At 72.7% G+C, this 16,320-nt stretch carries 15 protein-coding genes; 5 read left to right on the top strand and 10 right to left on the bottom strand.

Translation table 11 applies throughout. The annotated features are described in order from the left end of the window. Nucleotide 1: 1 nt before the first annotated feature. Nucleotides 2–1,294 carry an MFS transporter gene (locus AC2H4J_RS01280; RefSeq protein WP_487463010.1) on the bottom strand — a complete coding sequence of 431 codons (1,293 nt, stop codon included), beginning with the start codon at nt 1,292–1,294 and terminating at the stop codon, nt 2–4. Beyond that, nucleotides 1,291–1,887 carry an ArsR/SmtB family transcription factor gene (locus AC2H4J_RS01275; protein WP_487463009.1) on the bottom strand — a complete coding sequence of 199 codons (597 nt, stop codon included), beginning with the start codon at nt 1,885–1,887 and terminating at the stop codon, nt 1,291–1,293. The genes AC2H4J_RS01280 and AC2H4J_RS01275 overlap by 4 nt, the downstream gene beginning before the upstream one ends. A 71-nt stretch (nt 1,888–1,958) precedes the next feature. Here AC2H4J_RS01275 and AC2H4J_RS01270 point away from each other — a divergent pair, with 71 nt between their 5' ends. After that, nucleotides 1,959–2,504, top strand: coding sequence for a GNAT family N-acetyltransferase (locus AC2H4J_RS01270; RefSeq protein ID WP_487463008.1), 546 nt, complete (start codon nt 1,959–1,961; stop codon nt 2,502–2,504). Nucleotides 2,505–2,535: 31 nt separating this feature from the next. On the opposite strand, the gene AC2H4J_RS01265 is transcribed toward AC2H4J_RS01270, so the two are convergent. Together AC2H4J_RS01265 and AC2H4J_RS01260 are read right to left on the bottom strand one after the other, a co-directional pair. Next, entirely contained in the window at nt 2,536–3,303 is a 768-nt protein-coding gene (locus AC2H4J_RS01265; RefSeq protein WP_487463007.1) for a class I SAM-dependent methyltransferase, read from the bottom strand. Further along, a complete protein-coding gene (locus AC2H4J_RS01260; RefSeq protein ID WP_487463006.1) occupies nt 3,300–4,301 on the bottom strand; it encodes a methylenetetrahydrofolate reductase in 1,002 nt (333 codons plus the stop codon). Before AC2H4J_RS01260 ends, AC2H4J_RS01265 begins: the two co-directional genes overlap by 4 nt. Nucleotides 4,302–4,466: 165 nt before the next feature. On the opposite strand from AC2H4J_RS01260, the gene AC2H4J_RS01255 reads away from it, so the two are divergent. From AC2H4J_RS01255 to AC2H4J_RS01245, 3 genes are read left to right on the top strand one after another with little or no spacing between them, the layout of a single operon-like run. Continuing rightward, nucleotides 4,467–5,465, top strand: a complete 999-nt coding sequence (locus tag AC2H4J_RS01255) for a pirin family protein (RefSeq protein WP_487463005.1) — start codon at nt 4,467–4,469, stop codon at nt 5,463–5,465. A gap of 11 nt (nt 5,466–5,476) precedes the next feature. Next, complete coding sequence (locus AC2H4J_RS01250; RefSeq protein ID WP_487463004.1) at nt 5,477–6,445, top strand: pirin family protein; 969 nt, start codon at nt 5,477–5,479, stop codon at nt 6,443–6,445. Then, entirely contained in the window at nt 6,442–6,864 is a 423-nt protein-coding gene (locus tag AC2H4J_RS01245; protein WP_487463003.1) for a PPOX class F420-dependent oxidoreductase, read from the top strand. The genes AC2H4J_RS01250 and AC2H4J_RS01245 overlap by 4 nt, the downstream gene beginning before the upstream one ends. Before the next feature lie 227 nt (nt 6,865–7,091). Here AC2H4J_RS01245 and AC2H4J_RS01240 read toward each other — a convergent pair whose 3' ends face one another. Then, the gene (locus AC2H4J_RS01240) at nt 7,092–7,850 is read right to left on the bottom strand and encodes a VOC family protein (RefSeq protein ID WP_487463002.1); all 759 of its coding nucleotides are present in this window, start codon (nt 7,848–7,850) and stop codon (nt 7,092–7,094) included. 78 nt (nt 7,851–7,928) lie between these two features. Then, nucleotides 7,929–9,983, bottom strand: coding sequence for a TPM domain-containing protein (locus tag AC2H4J_RS01235; RefSeq protein WP_487463001.1), 2,055 nt, complete (start codon nt 9,981–9,983; stop codon nt 7,929–7,931). 138 nt (nt 9,984–10,121) lie between these two features. Between AC2H4J_RS01235 and AC2H4J_RS01230 the strand changes: the two genes are divergently transcribed. Beyond that, nucleotides 10,122–10,481 (top strand): Rieske (2Fe-2S) protein, encoded by a 360-nt coding sequence (locus AC2H4J_RS01230; RefSeq protein ID WP_487463000.1) that lies wholly within the window; start codon nt 10,122–10,124, stop codon nt 10,479–10,481. A gap of 1 nt (nt 10,482) precedes the next feature. Here AC2H4J_RS01230 and AC2H4J_RS01225 read toward each other — a convergent pair whose 3' ends face one another. The 4 genes from AC2H4J_RS01225 to AC2H4J_RS01210 form a co-directional block, all read right to left on the bottom strand. After that, on the bottom strand, nt 10,483–12,162 hold the full coding sequence (locus AC2H4J_RS01225) for an ABC transporter ATP-binding protein (protein ID WP_487462999.1): 1,680 nt from the start codon (nt 12,160–12,162) through the stop codon (nt 10,483–10,485). Then, a complete protein-coding gene (locus AC2H4J_RS01220) occupies nt 12,159–13,250 on the bottom strand; it encodes an ABC transporter permease (protein ID WP_487462998.1) in 1,092 nt (363 codons plus the stop codon). The genes AC2H4J_RS01225 and AC2H4J_RS01220 overlap by 4 nt, the downstream gene beginning before the upstream one ends. Beyond that, on the bottom strand, nt 13,250–14,356 hold the full coding sequence (locus AC2H4J_RS01215) for an ABC transporter permease (RefSeq protein WP_487462997.1): 1,107 nt from the start codon (nt 14,354–14,356) through the stop codon (nt 13,250–13,252). Before AC2H4J_RS01215 ends, AC2H4J_RS01220 begins: the two co-directional genes overlap by 1 nt. A 126-nt stretch (nt 14,357–14,482) precedes the next feature. Then, nucleotides 14,483–16,123, bottom strand: a complete 1,641-nt coding sequence (locus AC2H4J_RS01210; RefSeq protein ID WP_487462996.1) for an ABC transporter substrate-binding protein — start codon at nt 16,121–16,123, stop codon at nt 14,483–14,485. Nucleotides 16,124–16,320 lie beyond the last annotated feature (197 nt).

The raw sequence follows: 16,320 nt of genomic DNA, 5'->3' as shown, positions 1-16,320 counted from the left end.
GTCAGACGACGCCGAGGGGAGCGACCTCGCCGTCCGCGGGCACCGCGACCGTCGACCGGGGCAGCCCGAGGCAGGCCAGCCCGCCGAGCAGGACGACCCCGGCGACGACCACGAAGCCCGCCCCGGGAGTCAGGTGCGCCGCCACCGGCGGGACCCCGAGGTTGCCGGCGATCCCGCCCAGGGCCTGGGCGAGTGACATCGCCGAGACCGCGGTCGCCCGGTGCGCCGCCGTCACCCGGGTGTGCAGGACGGCGCTCAGCAGCGGCCACACCGAGCCGTGCGCCAGGTAGTACAGCGCGAACGCCGTGCCGACGACGAACAGGAGGTCCGGCCCCGCCACGGCGGCCAGCGCGACCGCGCCGAGGACGAACAGCGCCGCACAGGTGATCCGGGTGGAGCCGCGCAGCAGCCGGCGCAGCGCCGGCGCCGCCATCGACCCGACCGCCGCGGCGGCGAAGGACACCGCGAGCACCGTGCCGTACAGCGCGGCGCCGTGGTCGCGGCCGCCGGCGAGGTCGGCGAAGCGCCCCGGGCCGAGCAGCTCGCACGCGACCAGCCCGATGCCACCGACCGCAGTGAGCAGCAGGACCAGCCGCATCGGCCCGTCGGTGACCGACATGCGCACCGCGCCGGTCACGGTTCCGGGCACGGCCCGCGCCCCCGCCGCGAGCGACGTCCGGACGCTGCCCCGCCGGGGTGCCCGGTCCTCGGTGAGCAGGCGGACGACGGCGCCGATGAAGACCAGGTCGAGGACGGCGGCGCCCAGGTAGGGCAGCGCGAGCCCGGTCGCCCCCGCGCCGCCGAGCAGCGCGGGCAGCAGCCCGCCGACGATCGCGCCCAGGGCGAGGCTGCCGCCGTCCGCCGCACCGTGCCTGGCCAGCCCCGGGGCGACGTCGGCGGCCGGGTCGATCCGGTGCACGGTGTCGACGTACCAGGCCTCGACCGGGCCGGAGTCCAGCGCCCGGCCCGTGCCGAGCACGAGGATCGCCACCAGGAAGCCGGGGAAGCTGGCCGCGGTCGCGAAGACCACGCACGAGATCACGTGCAGGAGCGCGCCGGTGACCACGACAGGACGGCGACCCAGGACGTCCGCGAGGCCGCCGGTGGGCAGCTCGAGCAGCGTGACGACGACCCCGTGCACGGTGAACAGCACGCCGATCTCGGCCAGGGAGAGCCCGCGGGCCTGGGCGAGCAGCACGGTGATCGGCGTCGTGAGACCCACCGGCAGCCAGCGCAGCGCGGTGAGCCCCACCAGGCGCCGGGTGGCCGACCGCACCGTCGTCGGCGCGCTCACAGCGGGTACTCCTTCAGCGGCACGAGGTCGGTGAACACCTCGACGAGCTCCGTGCCCTCGGCCGGGACGTCGCTGGGGTGCGCAGCCATCCAGCGCGCGAGGACGGCGTTCAGCTCGTCGGCCAGCTCGCGCGCCTGGTCGGGGCGCAGGCGCAGCACGTGGTCGTTCAGCGAGGCCGCCGCCGTCCAGGTGGGGTCGAGCACCTCGCGCTGCTCGCGCCACGCCCGGAGAACCCGACCGCGGGCGTCGAGCTGGATGCGGATCAGCTCGTCCTCGACCTCCGCGCCGCCCTCCTGCGCCTCGATCTCGTCGGCGTGCCAGCTGGTCAGCCGGTGCCGGGCGCGCCACCATCGCTCGCGGGCGGTGCCCTCGCCCTCGACCTCCTCGACGAACCCGTACGCCGCGAGCTGGCGCAGGTGGTAGCTGGTCGACCCGCTGCTCTCTCCGACGGCGCGGCCCAGCCGGCTGGCGGTGGCCGGGCCGTGCAGCCGGAGCTGGGCGAGCAGGCGGCTGCGCAGCGGATGAGCCAGCGCGCGCAGCGCCCGGACGTCGCTCACCTGGACGGCGGTCTCCACCGGTCGCTCCTCGGGCATGCGGTGAGGATATGAGTGCAAACGCTTCTTTGCAACCTTCTCTTTGCACTAGTGTGCGCGACGATCGGCGGATGGCCGACACCCCGCCCCCCATCGACCCCGTGGAGCTGCGCCTGGGCGACCTCCTGCTGCGCCCGTGGCGGGAGGACGACGCCGACGCCTACTGGGCGGCACTCGAGTCACCCGGCGGCCGGCTCTGGCACGGCTCGTCCCAGGCGACTCGTGACGACGTCGTCGCCGGCCTGGCCCGCCGTCGCGACTGGACCCTGGGCGACCACGCCTCCTGGGCGCTCGTCGACGGCGCCGAGCTGCTCGGCTCGATCTCCGTCCACCGGATCGATCGGGACCAGGAGGACGCCGAGATCGGCTACTGGATCGCGCCGCCCGCCCGCGGCCGCGGCCTGGCGGGGCTGGCCGTCGACGTGGCCTGCCGCTGGGCGTTCACCGACCTGGGGCTGCACCGGATCCAGCTCTTCCACGCGGTCGAGAACGTGGCCTCGGGGCGGGTGGCGGAGAAGGCCGGTTTCACCTGCGAGGGGCGGCTGCGCCAGTCGCACCGCTACGGCGACGGCGTGCGGTACGACGAACTGCTCTGGGCGCGCCTCGCCACCGACTGACCGGCGGCAGGATCCCCTGAAACGTGAGCGCTCACCGGACGACGGTCGCGACCCCCAGCCAGGCCCGCAGCTCGCCGGCGGAGAGCAGCCGGCCGACGCGCTTCGCGTTCTCCTGCGCCTGCCGGAAGGCGGGGTCCTGGCCGTGGCGGCGTGCCACCTCGGCGTCCACGGCGTCGGCCCGCTCGGTCCACTCCTCCGGACTGTCGCCCAGGTCCGCGTCGGCCGAGTCCTCGAGCACGAACCCGGCGTCGCGCAGGAGGCCGAGCAGCTCCGCCTCGGACGGGAAGGCGTTCCCCTCCGGCAGCGGCGGGCTCAGGGTTGCGTCGGCGACGAAGACCAGCAGACCGAGCCGGCCGCCGTCCGCGAGCACCCGGCGCAGCTCGGCGAGCGCCGGGGCCTTGTCCGAGGTGGTGCAGAGGACGCCGAGGCACCAGGCGGCGTCGAAGGAGGCGCCGGCGAACGGCAGCCCCTGCCCGAGCGCCACCACCGCGGGCAGTCCGAACAGCCGACGGCTCGCGCGCACCGCGGCGGCCATCGGCTCGGCGCAGACCGTCCGCACGCCACGGTCGGCCGCGAGCCATCCGGCCGGCCCACCGACACCGGCGCCCGAGTCCAGCATCCGCGTGCCGGGGGCGAGGGCGAGCCGGTCGGCCAGCCAGCGCAGCGCCGCCTCGCTGCCCGTCCCTCGGCACCCGGCCGGGATCGCGTACTCCTGCCCGAGCGCCCGCACCGCCTCCTCGGTCCATCCGGCGACGGTGTCGAACTCCGCCTCCATGGCCTCGCTCTCGAGCTCGGTCATGCCACCTCTCTCAGTCGCTCGGCAATCGCGGCCTTCACCGCGGCACCCTCGTCCACGCCCGTGCTCGATCCCGCTCCGGACAGGTTCACCCCCACGACGCCCGGGATCGCCAGCAGCGCCCGCGCCTCGGCGACGGCGACCTGGATGCCGGCGTCGCGCGGGTCCTCGGCGCCCAGTACCGACTCCACGACGGCGTCGTCCAGGTGCAGTCCGGGGAAGCGCTGGAGCACCCGCGCCGACGGCTCGTCGGTGTAGACGGCGACCCCGGCGACGAACGGCAGCGTCGCCCCGGCTGCGCGGGCCGCGGTCACGAACTCGGCGACCCGGGCCGGACTGCTCACATGGTTGAGCACGCAGAGCTGGGCGCCGGCCCGCTGCTTCTCGACCACCCGTGCGGGGCGCAGGTCGACCGGCGGCGCCTCCGGAGACTCGGGGACGGCGACCGGCAGGCCCATCCCCGCGGCCAGGGCGGCCAGCCGGACGCCGTCCAGGTCGAACACCTGCGTGACCCCGTGCCGGACGCTGGCACCGCGGCCGTCGCCGGTCACGCACAGGACACCGTCGACGCCGACCGCGGCCAGGCCCGCGAGCTCCTGCTCTAGGACGACGCGGTTGCGGTCGCGGCAGGCCAGCGTCGTCCAGACGCGGCCGCCGGCGGCCATCACCTCGGCGGCGAACATGGTCGGCGGGAAGTCCGGCCGGTTGGCGTGCTCGCCGACGAGCAGGCCGTCGGAGACCGGGGCCAGGGTGCCGACGACGCGCCGCACGGAGGCACCGTCGAAGGGAGTGACGGAGAGGTCGGCGAGCACCATGGGCGGCTGACGTGGAGCGGCGGGTGGCACCGGCGGCTCGGACCAGCGGACCAGTGGGGTGTCGAGGAAGACGCACGAATGGTCGGCCAGCTCGCAGCGGCCGTCGTCCCGGACTCCACCGCACGGCCCGAACACCATCCGTTTCGGACAGCCCAGGCGGCCGGCAAGGGCGAACTCGGGCTCCATCGTGGAGAGCTGACCCGTCCTCCGGAACCCCAAACCCCGGGGACTTTCTGTACACGAAGTCCCTGTCGGGGCGGGACTTCGTGTACAGAAAGTCCGGGGGAATGACTTCGAGGGTCGGCAGCGCTACAGTCCTCAGTAGTTGAGATCTCAACAAAGGAGGCCGGCATGCCTGCCGTGACCGTCGAGGACACCACCACCCTTCCGCGCGTCCCCGTGCCCGCACCCGGGACGGTCCGCCGCCGGGTCCGCTCGGTCACGACCGCGCCGTCCGGCTTCGAGGGCGAGGGGTTCCCGGTCCGCCGCGCATTCGCGGGCGTCGACCTCCGCGACCTCGACCCGTTCATCCACATGGACCAGATGGGCGAGGTCGAGTACGCGCCGGGCGAGCCGAAGGGCACCAGCTGGCACCCGCACCGCGGCTTCGAGACCGTCACCTACATCATCGACGGCACCTTCGAGCACGCCGACTCCCACGGCGGCGGCGGTTCGATCAGCAACGGCGACACCCAGTGGATGACCGCGGGCGGCGGCGTCCTGCACATCGAGAAGCCGCCGGAGTCGCTCGTGGTCAGCGGTGGGCTGTTCCACGGACTGCAGCTGTGGGTGAACCTGCCCCAGGCGCAGAAGTGGGTCGAGCCGCGGTACCAGGACCTGCGCGCCGACGAGTCGGTGCTGCTGGCCAGCCCCGACGCGGGCGCGTTCCTGCGGGTGATCGCCGGGGACGTCGCCGGCCAGACCGGGCCGGGCTCGACGTACACCCCGATGGCGATGGTGCACGCCACCGTCGCGCCCGGCGCCACCCTCGACCTGCCCTGGCGGCCCGACTTCAACGCGCTGGTCTACGTCCTCTCCGGCGCGGGCTCGGTCGGCATCGACGGCCAGCCGGTGCGCACCGGGCAGCTCGCCGTCTTCGGCCCCGGCGACACGATCACCATCAACGGTGCCGTGAAGCAGGAGTCGCGGACGCCGGCGCTGGACGTCGTCATCCTCGGCGGCGCACCGATCCGCGAGCCGATTGCCATGTACGGACCGTTCGTCATGAACACCCGCCAGGAGGTCATGGACGCCTTCACCGACTTCCAGGCCGGACGACTCGGTTCCATTCCCGCCTCCTACGTTCCGCACGGCGCGGTCCGGGGCGAGACTGGCCAGACGTCCGAGTAGGGGGTGCGCCCGTGAGCAATCTCGACCGTCGTCCGGCAGCACAGGTCCTGGGTGGGCTGGAGGCCAGCTCGGCCCGGCCGGTCCTGGACCTGCTGCCCGGCAAGGAGGTGCTGCTCGGTGAGAGCACGCGCGTCCGCCGGCTGCTGCCGACGCTGGGCCGGCGGCTGGTGGGCGCGTGGGCGTTCGTCGACCACTACGGTCCGGACGACGTCGCCGCGTCCGCCGGCATGCAGGTGGCGCCGCACCCGCACACCGGCCTGCAGACCGTGTCGTGGCTGCTCGAGGGGGCGGTGCACCACCGCGACTCACTGGGCAGCGACGTCAGCTTCGGCCCGGGGGAGCTGGCGCTGATGACGGCGGGGCACGGCATCGCGCACTCGGAGCAGTCGCCGGTGGAACACCCGCGGTTCCTGCACGGCGCGCAACTGTGGGTCGCCCTGCCCGATGCCCACCGCGAGACCGCGCCGGCCTTCGAGCACCACGCGACCCTGCCCGGCTGGACCTCCGACGGCCTGACCACGACGGTGCTCATGGGCTCCTTCGGCGGCGCGACCTCGCCGGGGATCGCCTACACGCCACTGGTGGGCGTCGACCTGGACCTGACCGCCGGCGCCGACGTCGAGCTGCCGCTGGAGCCCGAGTTCGAGTACGGGCTGCTGGCCTCGTCCGGCTCGGCAACCGTCGAGGGTGCGCCGCTCGACCGCGGCGCAATGCTCTACCTGGGCACCGGACGGCGCACGCTCCGCCTGAGTGCGGAAGAGCCCACCCGCTTGCTGCTCCTGGGCGGCGAGCCGTTCGAGGAGCAGCTGGTGATGTGGTGGAACTTCGTCGGCCGGTCGGGTGAGGAGATCGCCGACTACGCCGAGCAGTGGAACGCCGAGTCGGGACGCTTCGGCGCGGTCGTCGGATACGACGGCGACCGGCTGGAGGCCCCGCCGCTGCCGCCGGTGCCGCTCAAGGCGCGAGGACGGCAGCGGTGAACGAGAAGATGCTGGCTTTCCTCGCCGAGAACTCCTGGGGCGTGCTCGTCACGATCAAGGGCGACGGCCGACCGCAGGTGTCGAACGTCGGGTACTTCTACGACTCCGAGTCGGGGCTGATCCGGGTCTCGGTCACGGCCGACCGCGCCAAGACCCGGAACCTCGAGCGCGACCCGCGCGTCACGCTGCACGTCGCCTCGAAGGACTTCTGGACCTGGATCGCCGTCGAGGGCACCGCCGACCTCACCCCGGTCGCCGCGGACCCGCACGACGACACGGTCGAGGAGCTGGTCACCTACTACCGCGGCATCAACGGCGAGCACGACGACTGGGACGAGTACCGCGCCGCCATGGTGGCGGACCGCCGGCTCGTCGTCCGCTTCCGGCCCGAGCACGTGTACGGCCAGCTGCGGGGCTGATCCCCGCAGCACGCCGGAGGCGTGCGGGCCGGCGGCGGACCTCGGTGCCGGCGCGGCCGGCTCGGGATCGACGAGGTCGAGGACGAACCGGTGGACCGACGGCTGCACCGCACCGATGCCGGCGAGCCCGAGGGCCGCGACCCCGCCGGCGGTCAGGGCCGCCCGCCGGTTCAGCATGCGGGGACCCTGGCACGCCGGGGAAGCAGCGACGCCGAGGCGCGCCACGATCAGGCCTGCGTCGACTCCATGACGGAGAACGCCGCGCCCCACGGGTCCTCGACCACGGCGAACCGGCCGAACGTGGTGTCCGTGGCCGCCATCGTCACCCTGCCGCCGGCCGCATCGACCGCCGCCACGGCCGCGTCGGTCGATGCCACCGAGAAGCACGTGGTCCAGCCCTTCGGCGATCCGGGCTGGTGGCCGCCGAGACCTCCCAGCGGCCGGTCCTCGGTCGCGAAGGTGGTGTAGCCGCCGGACTCGGGCACCTCGTCGAAGCGGAAGCCGAAGACCGCGCCGTAGAAGGCCCGGGCCGCGTCCGGGTCGTCGACGGCCGCCTCGTTCCACGTGACACCACCGGGCTCGTTGACGATCCGGAAACCGGTGTGCATGCCCGCCTGCCAGAGCCCGAACGGGTTTCCCTGCGGATCGAGGGCGATGACCATCGTGCCCATCGGCCCCACCTCCATCGGCTCGACGAGCACGGTGCCGCCGGCCTCGGTGATGCGGGCGGCCGTGGCGGCGGCGTCGTCCGTCGCGAAGTACGTCGTCCAGCGCGGCGGGTCGTGCGGGTCCTGCTGCGGGCCGAGACCGGCCGCCTGCTCGCCGTTCTTGGTCGCCGTCAGGTAGCCCCCGAACTCCGGCTCGCCGCCGGTGTACTCCCAGCCGAGCAGATCGGCGTAGAAGCGCTTCGTGGCGTCGAGATCGGCCGCGCCGTAGTCGACCCAGCAGGGCGTGCCGTTCGGCCAGGGTGTGTCTCGTGTGGGCATGGCTCCTCCTCCATCAGTAGGGAGGGGAACCGTCCCACCGGGCACCGACACTTCCCAGAGGCGCCCGCCCGTGGACGGTCAGAAGTCGCCGCCGAAGTCGCCGCCGCCGCCGAAGTCGCCCCCGAAGTCGCCGCCGGAGTCGCCGAAACCGCCGCCGCCCCAGTCGCCGGAACTCCAGTCGCCGTGGTTGTCGTGGTCGCCGAACAGCAGGCCGCCCAGCAGGAGCCCGCCGAGCCCGGCGCCGAGCGGACTCATCCCGCCGCGCCGGCCGCCCCAGCCACCGCCGTAGCCGCCGCCCCAGCCGCTGCCCCAGCTCCCGCCGTAGCCGCCTCCGTAGCCGCCGTACCCGGTCTGCTGCGACCACTGGCCGACGTCGCGCTGGGCGACCTCGAGGGCGTACTGCGCGAGCTGGTCGGCCTGCCGGGCCTCGCCCAGCGCAGCGGCCGGGTCGTTCCGTCCCATGCCCTCGGCGGCGTCGAGGTGCCGCTGCGCCTCGGCCAGCCGCGTCCGCGCCTCCGGGCCGACCGCACCCCGCCGGGTGCTGATGAAGTCCGCCGCGGCGGCGGTGGTCGACCGGGCGGTGAGCAGCGCCTGGTCGAGCTGCTCCGCCGCGCGGCGGGCCTGGGTCTGGGCGTCCCGCGCCACCGACAGCGCCTGCTCCAGCGCCAGGTCACCCTCCTCGAGGTGCCGCAGTGCCGTCAGCGGATCGCCCGCCGAGCCGTCGGCCGGCCGGAGGGCGGCGTCCGCGGCGGTCAGCGCCGCCTCGGCGCGGGCGATCTGCGGCTGCAGACCGCTGCGGTCGCCCGACTGGACCAGGGAGCGTGCCTCGGCGAGGTCCTTCTCGGTCTCCGCCCGGACCGCGGGCAGCCGCTCCTCGGCCGCGGCCAGGTCGGTGCCCATGCGGTCGATCGCGTCCAGCAACGTCGCGCTCTGGCCGACGGCATCCTCCGCACCGCGCAGCCGGCCCACCGAGCGGCCGGCCTGACCGGCCGCCTGATCCTGCCGGGCCAGGTCCACCGCCTGCTGCGCCGCGTCCAGCCGGACGCCGGCCTCGCGCACGTTCTGCGCCACCGACGTCACCGCTGCCGAGGCGTACCGGCTCTGCAGCGAGGCCAGCTTCTGCTCCTGCACCGGAAGCCGCTGCTGGAGATCCGCGATCCGCCGGCTCAGGTCCTCGACCACCTGCGGCGCCGTCCGCTCCCGCTCGCGCAGCTCGTCGAGGGCGGCAGCCTGCTTCTTCAGCCGCTCGCCGGCCGAGCCGGTGAGCTTCAGCAGCTCGGCGAGCATCCGCCGCTGGGTCGGCTCGTCCTCGGGGATCTCGTCGTCCAGCTCCTGCCGGATGGTGAACGCCCGGGCCAGCTCGTCGCGCGAGGTCGCCAGCTCGCGGTCGAAGCCCGGCACGGCCTCCTCGCCGAAGTAGGAGCGGGCGATGTCGAGGTTCGTCCCCGCGGCGCGCGACCGTTCGTCGAGGTCCAGCAGGGCGGCGCTGGCCCGGTAGTTGAGCTGGTCGGTCGGCGTCCCGGCGTAGGGGTCCACGGGCTGGTGCCGCTCGATCGCCGGGGTCTCGCGCTGACGGCGACGGCTGCGCGAGCGGAAGAACAGGTAGCCGCCGCCGGCGACCAGGATCAGCGCCAGGACGACGACCAGCGTGGCCGCGCCGGACGAGACGCCCGAGGTCGACCCGCCGCCCAGCCCGTCGGCCAGCGCGATCGCCGCGCCGCCCCACTCGCCGGACGCCATCTTCGGCTCGACGTCGTCGATCACGACCGTGTTGAGCTTGCCGGTGTCGATGGCGCTTCCGGGGTGGACGCCGTAGTGCCGCTCGCCGCCGGTCGCGACGGCGAGCATGACGTCGTCGGCGCCCAGGCCGGACTGCTCGGCGGTCTGCGCCACCCACTGCTTGCCGCTGAGGCCCTCGAACGAGTTGACGAAGACGACGTACTCGTTGATGCCCTCGTTCTTCTGCAGCTGGTCGATCGCCGTCTCGACGTCGGCCTTCTCGCTGCTGCTGAGCACCCCGGACTGGTCGGTGACCCGGCCGGAGACACCGAACGGGGGATCGGCGAGCGCCGGGCCGCCGGCGGCGAGGAGCAGGACGGCCGACAGGCCGAGAACGACAGACAGCCGTCGCACGACTGGAACCTCCGATGCGCGTGGGCGTCCCATGGGGACGTCCGGACTCTACGCACGAGCGGACGACGTCCGGAGTTCCCGGCGGCCGGCTGTGGGTAGGGGCGGTCAGCCGACGTCCGTCCCAGAAGGAGCCGCTCCGTGCCCGAGCCCGACCGGATCCCCGCCGCCGACCTGCCGCCCGGCATCGTCCGCGGCCACGGCGAGTGGGCGGTGGGCAACCGCGGGGAGGACCGGTACTTCGCCGTGTCCCGGCGCTGCCGCCATCAGCTGGCCGACCTCGCCGGGGGCAGTCTCGACGCCGACGGCTGCCTGGTGTGCCCCTGGCACCAGAGCCGGTACGACGTCCGCACCGGCGAGATGGTCGAGGGGCCGCGCGGCTTCCTCGGCTACCACGGGCCGACGCCGGTCTACACGCAGCTCGTCGCCGCGTTCGGCAAGCTGGCCAGGCTGCGCGTGCGCCGGGCGACCCGCGAGGGGACGGACGTCGTCCTCGACTGAGTTACCGCAGCTCGTTCCAGACGCCCCGCCGCACCGCCTGCTCGTCCGGGTCGGGCACGGGCAGCGAGGCCAGCAGCCGCTGTGTGTACGGGTGCTGCGGGGCACCCAGCACCTCAGCGCCGGTGCCCTCCTCGACCAGCTTGCCCTTGTAGAGGACGGCGATCCGGTCGGCGAGCAGGTCGACGACGGCGAGGTCGTGGCTGATGAACAGCGCCGCGAACCCGAACTCGCGTTGGATCTCGTCGAACAGCTCCAGCACCTTCGCCTGCACCGACACGTCGAGGGCCGACGTCGGCTCGTCCGCGATCAGCAGCTCGGGGTTCAGGGCGAGCGAGCGGGCCAGGCTGGCCCGCTGACGCTGACCGCCGGAGAGCTCGTGGGGGAAGCGGTCGCCGAACGACCGGGGCAGCTGCACCGCCTCGAGCAGCTCGTCGACCCGGGCGCGGGCGGCCCGGGGATCGTCGGCCCGCTTGTGCACGACCAGCGGCTCGGCGACGGCCTCGGCGATGGTCAGCAGCGGGTTGAAGCTAGACGCGGGATCCTGGAAGACGAAGCCGATCCGCTTGCGCACCGGCCGGAACGAGCGCTCCTTCACGCCGTTCATCTCCGAGCCGAGCACCTGCAGCGATCCCCCGCTGACCTTGGTCAGGCCCGCGATGGCCCGGCCGATCGTGGTCTTGCCGCTGCCGCTCTCGCCCACCAGGCCGAGCACCTCGCCGGGCCGGATCGAGAAGCTGACGCCGTCGACGGCCACGAAGTCCGGCTGCCGCAGCCGGCCGGGGTAGACGATCCGCAGATCGGTGGCGGTGACGACGGGCGGCGCCGTCTGCCAGCCCTCGGGCCGCGCCGCGGCGCGCTCCCGCGTGCGGGCGGTGCCCTGCCCGAGCCGCGGGACCGCGGCCAGCAACTGCTGGGTGTAGGGGTCCTGGGGCGCCGAGAACAGGGTGCGGACGTCGGCCTCCTCGACGATCCGCCCCTGGTACATGACCGCGACGCGGTCGGCGAGGTCGGCGACCACACCCATGTTGTGGGTGATCAGCACGATCGCGGTGCCGAACTCGTCGCGGCAGCGACGCAGCAGGTCGAGGATCTCGGCCTGCACCGTCACGTCGAGGGCGGTGGTGGGCTCGTCGGCGATGATCACGCCGGGGTCGAGCACCAGGGCCTGCGCGATGACGATGCGCTGCTTCTGGCCGCCGGAGAACTGGTGCGGGTAGTGGTCGACGCGATGCTCGGGGTCGGGGATGCCGACCCGGCGGAGGACGTCGATCGCCTTGGCGCGGGCCTCCTTGCGGCTGTACTTGCCGTGCGCGCGCAGGCCCTCGGCGATCTGCCAGCCGACCGGGAACACCGGGTTGAGGGCGGTCGACGGCTCCTGGAACACCATGGCGGCGTCCCGTCCGCGTACCTCACCGAGGCGCGCCCCGGTCAGCGTGACGACGTCGTGGGTGCTGCCGCCGTCCTTGCTGGTGAGCAGCACGGCGCCGCGGGTCGTCGCCGTCTCCGGGAGCAGTCCCAGGATGCTGCGCGCGGTGACGGTCTTGCCGCTGCCGCTCTCCCCGACGATCGCCAGCACCTCGCCGGCGTCGACCGACAGGCTGACGTCCCGGACCGCGGCGACCGTGCCCGCGTCGGTCGCGAAGCTGACCGACAGCCGGTCGATGTCGACGACGTCGCTCACTGCTTCCACTCCCCTTCGGAGGGCCCTTCCAGGCCGTCGAGCCCGGCGGGGCCGGCGCCGAGCGGCCCGCCCGGGACGACGGACACGTCGACGGCGTCCGGCGGCACGTCGGCGCCCCGGCGGCGGGTGCGCAGCCGCGGGTCGGCCAGGTCGTTGAGGCTCTCGCCGACCAGTGTCAGGCCGAGCACCACGAGCACGATGGCGAGGCCGGGGAACAACGACGTCCACCAGATGCCGCTCGTGACGTCGGACAGCGACTTGCCGAGGTCGAAGCCCCACTCGGCGGCCGACGTCGGCTCGATGCCGAAGCCGAGGAAGCCGAGCGCGGCCAGCGTCGAGACGGCCTCGGAGGCGTTCAGGGTGAGGATCAGCGGCAGCGTCCGCGTGGAGTTGCGCAGCACGTGCCGGGTCATGATCCGCCAGTGGCCGGCGCCGATGACCTTCGCCGACTCGACGAACGCCTCGGCCTTGATCCGCACCACTTCCGCACGCACCACCCGGAAGTACTGCGGCACGTAGATGACGGTGATCGAGATGGCCGCGGCCATGATGCCGCCCCACAGGCTCGACTGGCCGCCGCTGATCACGATCGCCATGACGATCGCGAGCAGCAGCGACGGGAAGGCGTAGATCGCGTCGCAGATGACGACGAGCACGCGGTCCAGCCATCCACCGAAGTAGCCGGAGAGCAGCCCGAGCAGCACGCCGAGGAAGATCGAGAGCAGAACGGCGATGACGATGACGTACAGCGCGGTGCGGGACCCCCAGATCACCCGCGACAGCACGTCGTAGCCGCCGACGGTCGTGCCCAGCAGGTGCTCCGACGACGGCGGCTGCTGCGCGCCGAACGGGCCGGACGGGTCGCGCAGCTGGTTGAACTCGTAGGGCGCCAGCAGCGGGGCGAGGATCGCGGTGAGCACGAAGATGCCGCTGAGCACCAGGCCCGCGACGAGCATGCCGCGCTGCAGGCCGACGCTCTGGTGCAGCTGGCGGATCAGCGGCAGGCTGCGCCAGCCGCGGCGCCGGCCGGCGACGGCGGCCGCGGCACCCGGAGGTGTGGCGTCCGGTGGTGTGGCGACGGTGGCCATCAGTACCTCACCCGGGGGTCGATCAGCGCGGCGATCACGTCGACGATGAAGTTGGTGACCGCCACGATCACCGCCAGCAGGACCACGATGCCCTGGACGGCGACGAAGTCGCGGGCCTTCAGGTACTCGGTGAGCTGGAAGCCCAGCCCCTTCCACTCGAAGGTCGTCTCGGTGAGCACCGCCCCGCTGAGCAGCAGCGCGATCTGCAGGCCGATCACCGTGATGATGGGGATGAGCGCCGGCCGGTACGCGTGCTTCTTCAGCAGCCGTCGTTCGGGGACGCCGCGGGAGCGCGCCGCCTCGACGTAGCCCATGCCCAGGGTGCCGATCACGTTGGTGCGCACCAGGCGCAGGAAGATGCCCGCGGTCAGCAGGCCGAGCGCGATGGCCGGCAGGATCGCGTGCTGGAGGACGTCGGAGATCACTTCCGGATCGCCCAGTTTGATGGCGTCGATCAGGAAGATGCCGGTCGCGCCGTCCATGCTCTCCAGCTGGATCTCCGCGCCGGTCGAGGCGCGGCCGGCGACCGGCAGCCAGCCCAGCTGGATCGCGAAGATCAGCTTGAGCAGCAGGCCGAAGAAGAAGACCGGGGTGGCGTAGCAGAGGATCGCGAACACCCGCAGCGTCGCGTCGCTCCACTTGTCCCGGAAGTAGGCCGCCAGCCGGCCCAGCGGGATGCCGACCACGAAGGCCACCAGCAGTGCGTAGAAGGCGAGCTCCAGGGTGGCCGCGCCGTAGGTGGTCAGCACCTCGGTCACCGGGCGGTTGTCGCTGATCGTCGTCCCGAAGTCGCCGGTGAAGACGTTGCCCAGGTACTCCCAGTACTGGGTGAGGATCGGCCGGTCGTAGCCGGCGGCGTGCACCCGCTCGGCCAGTTGCTCACCGGTCAGCCGGCCCCCGAGCGCCGCCGTGATCGGGTCACCGGTGGAGCGCATCAGGATGAAGACGGTCGTCACCAGGATGAACACCGTGGGGAAGATCAGCAGGAAGCGGATCAGGAGATAACTGCCCAGGCCTCCCCCGCCACCGCGTCGCTTGACCGACGCCGACGGGGCGGCGTCGGGAGCTGCACCGCTGCCGGTGAGCTCGGTCGTGGTCGTGGTCATCTCTCCACCTGTGGTCGGACGGGCTAGGCGGGCCGTGACAGACCGGACCCCGGGTGACCCGCACGGAGCGGGTCACCCGGGGCCGCGTGCCTCAGCCTCTCAGCCGGGGCGTGATCCGTGTGCGGATCAGCCCTTGCTGAGGGCGGCGTAGCGGAACTTGAACGAGGCGTCGAGGGTGTCCTGGGCGCCGTTCACGTCCGATCCGACCACAGCGACCTGGGCACCCTGCAGGTAGGGCACCGTCGACAGGTCGGCGGACTCCAGGTCCTGGATCTGCTCGATCAGCTTGGTGCGGGCACTCGCGTCCGGGGTGCTCGCCTGCTGGAGGATCAGGTCGTTGACCTGCTGGTTGGAGTAGTGGTTGCTCAGGAAGTTCTTCGTGAGGAAGAACGGCGTGAGGTAGTTGTCCGCGTCCGAGTAGTCCGGGAACCAGCCGAGCTGGTAGGCCGGGTACGCATCGGCGGTGCGCTGCTTGGAGTACTGCACCCACTCGGTGGTCTGCAGGTCGACCTTGAACAGGCCGCTGGACTCCAGCTGGTCCTTGATCAGCGCGTACTCGTCACCCGACGACGGGCCGTAGTGGTCGTTGGAGTACTGCAGGCTCAGCGTGATCGGCGTCTGCACGCCGGCCGCCTGCAGCGCCGCCTTCGCCTTCTCGACGTCGGGGCCACCCTTGCCGTCGCCGTACTTGTCCTTCAGCGGCTCGATGGCGCCGGTGAGGCCCTTCGGCACGAAGGAGTAGAGCGGCGTGTAGGTGCCCTTGTAGACCTGGTCGGCGATCTCCTTGCGGTCGATCAGGTCGGCCACCGCCTGGCGGACGGCGAGCGCCTTGGCCGGGTCGGCCTCGGGGGTCTTGGCGCCGTAGGGCTGGGTGTCGAAGTTGAAGACGATGTAGCGGATCTCGCCGCCGGGGCCGTCGACGACCTTGACCTTGTCGTTGCCGCGCAGGTCCTCGATGTCGGTGGCCGAGAGGCTGCGGAAGGCGACGTCGATGTCACCCTTCTGCACGTCCAGCTTCAGGTTCGACGAGTCGGCGTAGTACTTGACGTTGACCGTCCCGGTCTTCGCCTTGCCGAGCAGGCCCTTGTAGTCCGGGTAGGCCTTGTAGGAGACCAGGCTGTTGAGCTTGTAGCTCGTGATCGTGTACTGGCCGTGGAAGGCCTTGGCCTTGACGATCTCGTCGTCCGGCGTGACCTTGTCGGGCGAGAAGACGTCCTCGTCCACGATGGGGCCGGCCGGGCTGGACAGGATCTGCGGGAAGATCTGGTCGTTCTCCGACTTCAGGTGGAACACCACCGTGGTGTCGTCGGGCGCGTCGGTGCTCTCGAGGTTGTAGAGCAGCGACGACGGGCCGTTCTCGTCGGCGATCTTCAGCTGACGGTCGAACGAGAACTTGACGTCGGAGGACGTCAGGTCGTGGCCGTTGGCCCACTTCAGGCCCGACTTCAGCTTGACCGTGTACTCGGTCGGCGACGTGAACTTGGCCGACTCGGCGATGTCCGGCTCGACGTCCGGGCTGCCGTACGGGGTGTTCATGAGGAACGGGAACACCTGGTTCATGACGGCGAACGAGCCGTTGTCGTAGGAACCCGCAGGGTCGAGCGTGGTGACCTTGTCCGTGGTGCCGATGGTCAGCGTGCCACCACCACCGCTGGAGGAGCCGCTGTTGTCGTTCTTGCTGCCGCCGCACGCGGTCAGCACCAGAGCCGTGGCCGCAACGCCCGCCGTGACGACCACGCGCCGACGGCTGCTCGAACCGGATCTCATCCGTTACCTCGTCTTCAGACGGCGGCTCGCGGGCACGGGAAGATGCGCCATCGCGGCCGCCGGGCCAATGGAGGAAACAGGTCTAACACGGTCTTTCAGCAGTAAGAAGTTCGGCGGAAGCACTGTTACCGCCTCGTGACTGCGCGCAGCTCCGACGGCAGATCCGGTTCCGCCACCCCCGCTCGCCGCGCGCTGAT

It is taken from the genome of Blastococcus sp. OS1-29 (genome assembly GCF_057628075.1).
This window is presented reverse-complemented; position numbering and strand designations above follow the sequence as displayed.

Bases quoted from the DNA above. Each gene is read 5' to 3' on its own strand.
- AC2H4J_RS01215 (WP_487462997.1), bottom strand. From the start codon at position 14,356: ATGACCACGACCACGACCGAGCTCACCGGCAGCGGTGCAGCTCCCGAC.
- AC2H4J_RS01260 (WP_487463006.1), bottom strand. From the start codon at position 4,301: ATGGAGCCCGAGTTCGCCCTTGCCGGCCGCCTGGGCTGTCCGAAACGG.
- AC2H4J_RS01220 (WP_487462998.1), bottom strand. From the start codon at position 13,250: ATGGCCACCGTCGCCACACCACCGGACGCCACACCTCCGGGTGCCGCG.
- AC2H4J_RS01265 (WP_487463007.1), bottom strand. From the start codon at position 3,303: ATGACCGAGCTCGAGAGCGAGGCCATGGAGGCGGAGTTCGACACCGTC.
- AC2H4J_RS01255 (WP_487463005.1), top strand. From the start codon at position 4,467: ATGCCTGCCGTGACCGTCGAGGACACCACCACCCTTCCGCGCGTCCCC.
- AC2H4J_RS01270 (WP_487463008.1), top strand. From the start codon at position 1,959: ATGGCCGACACCCCGCCCCCCATCGACCCCGTGGAGCTGCGCCTGGGC.
- AC2H4J_RS01275 (WP_487463009.1), bottom strand. From the start codon at position 1,887: ATGCCCGAGGAGCGACCGGTGGAGACCGCCGTCCAGGTGAGCGACGTC.
- AC2H4J_RS01210 (WP_487462996.1), bottom strand. From the start codon at position 16,123: ATGAGATCCGGTTCGAGCAGCCGTCGGCGCGTGGTCGTCACGGCGGGC.
- AC2H4J_RS01240 (WP_487463002.1), bottom strand. From the start codon at position 7,850: ATGCCCACACGAGACACACCCTGGCCGAACGGCACGCCCTGCTGGGTC.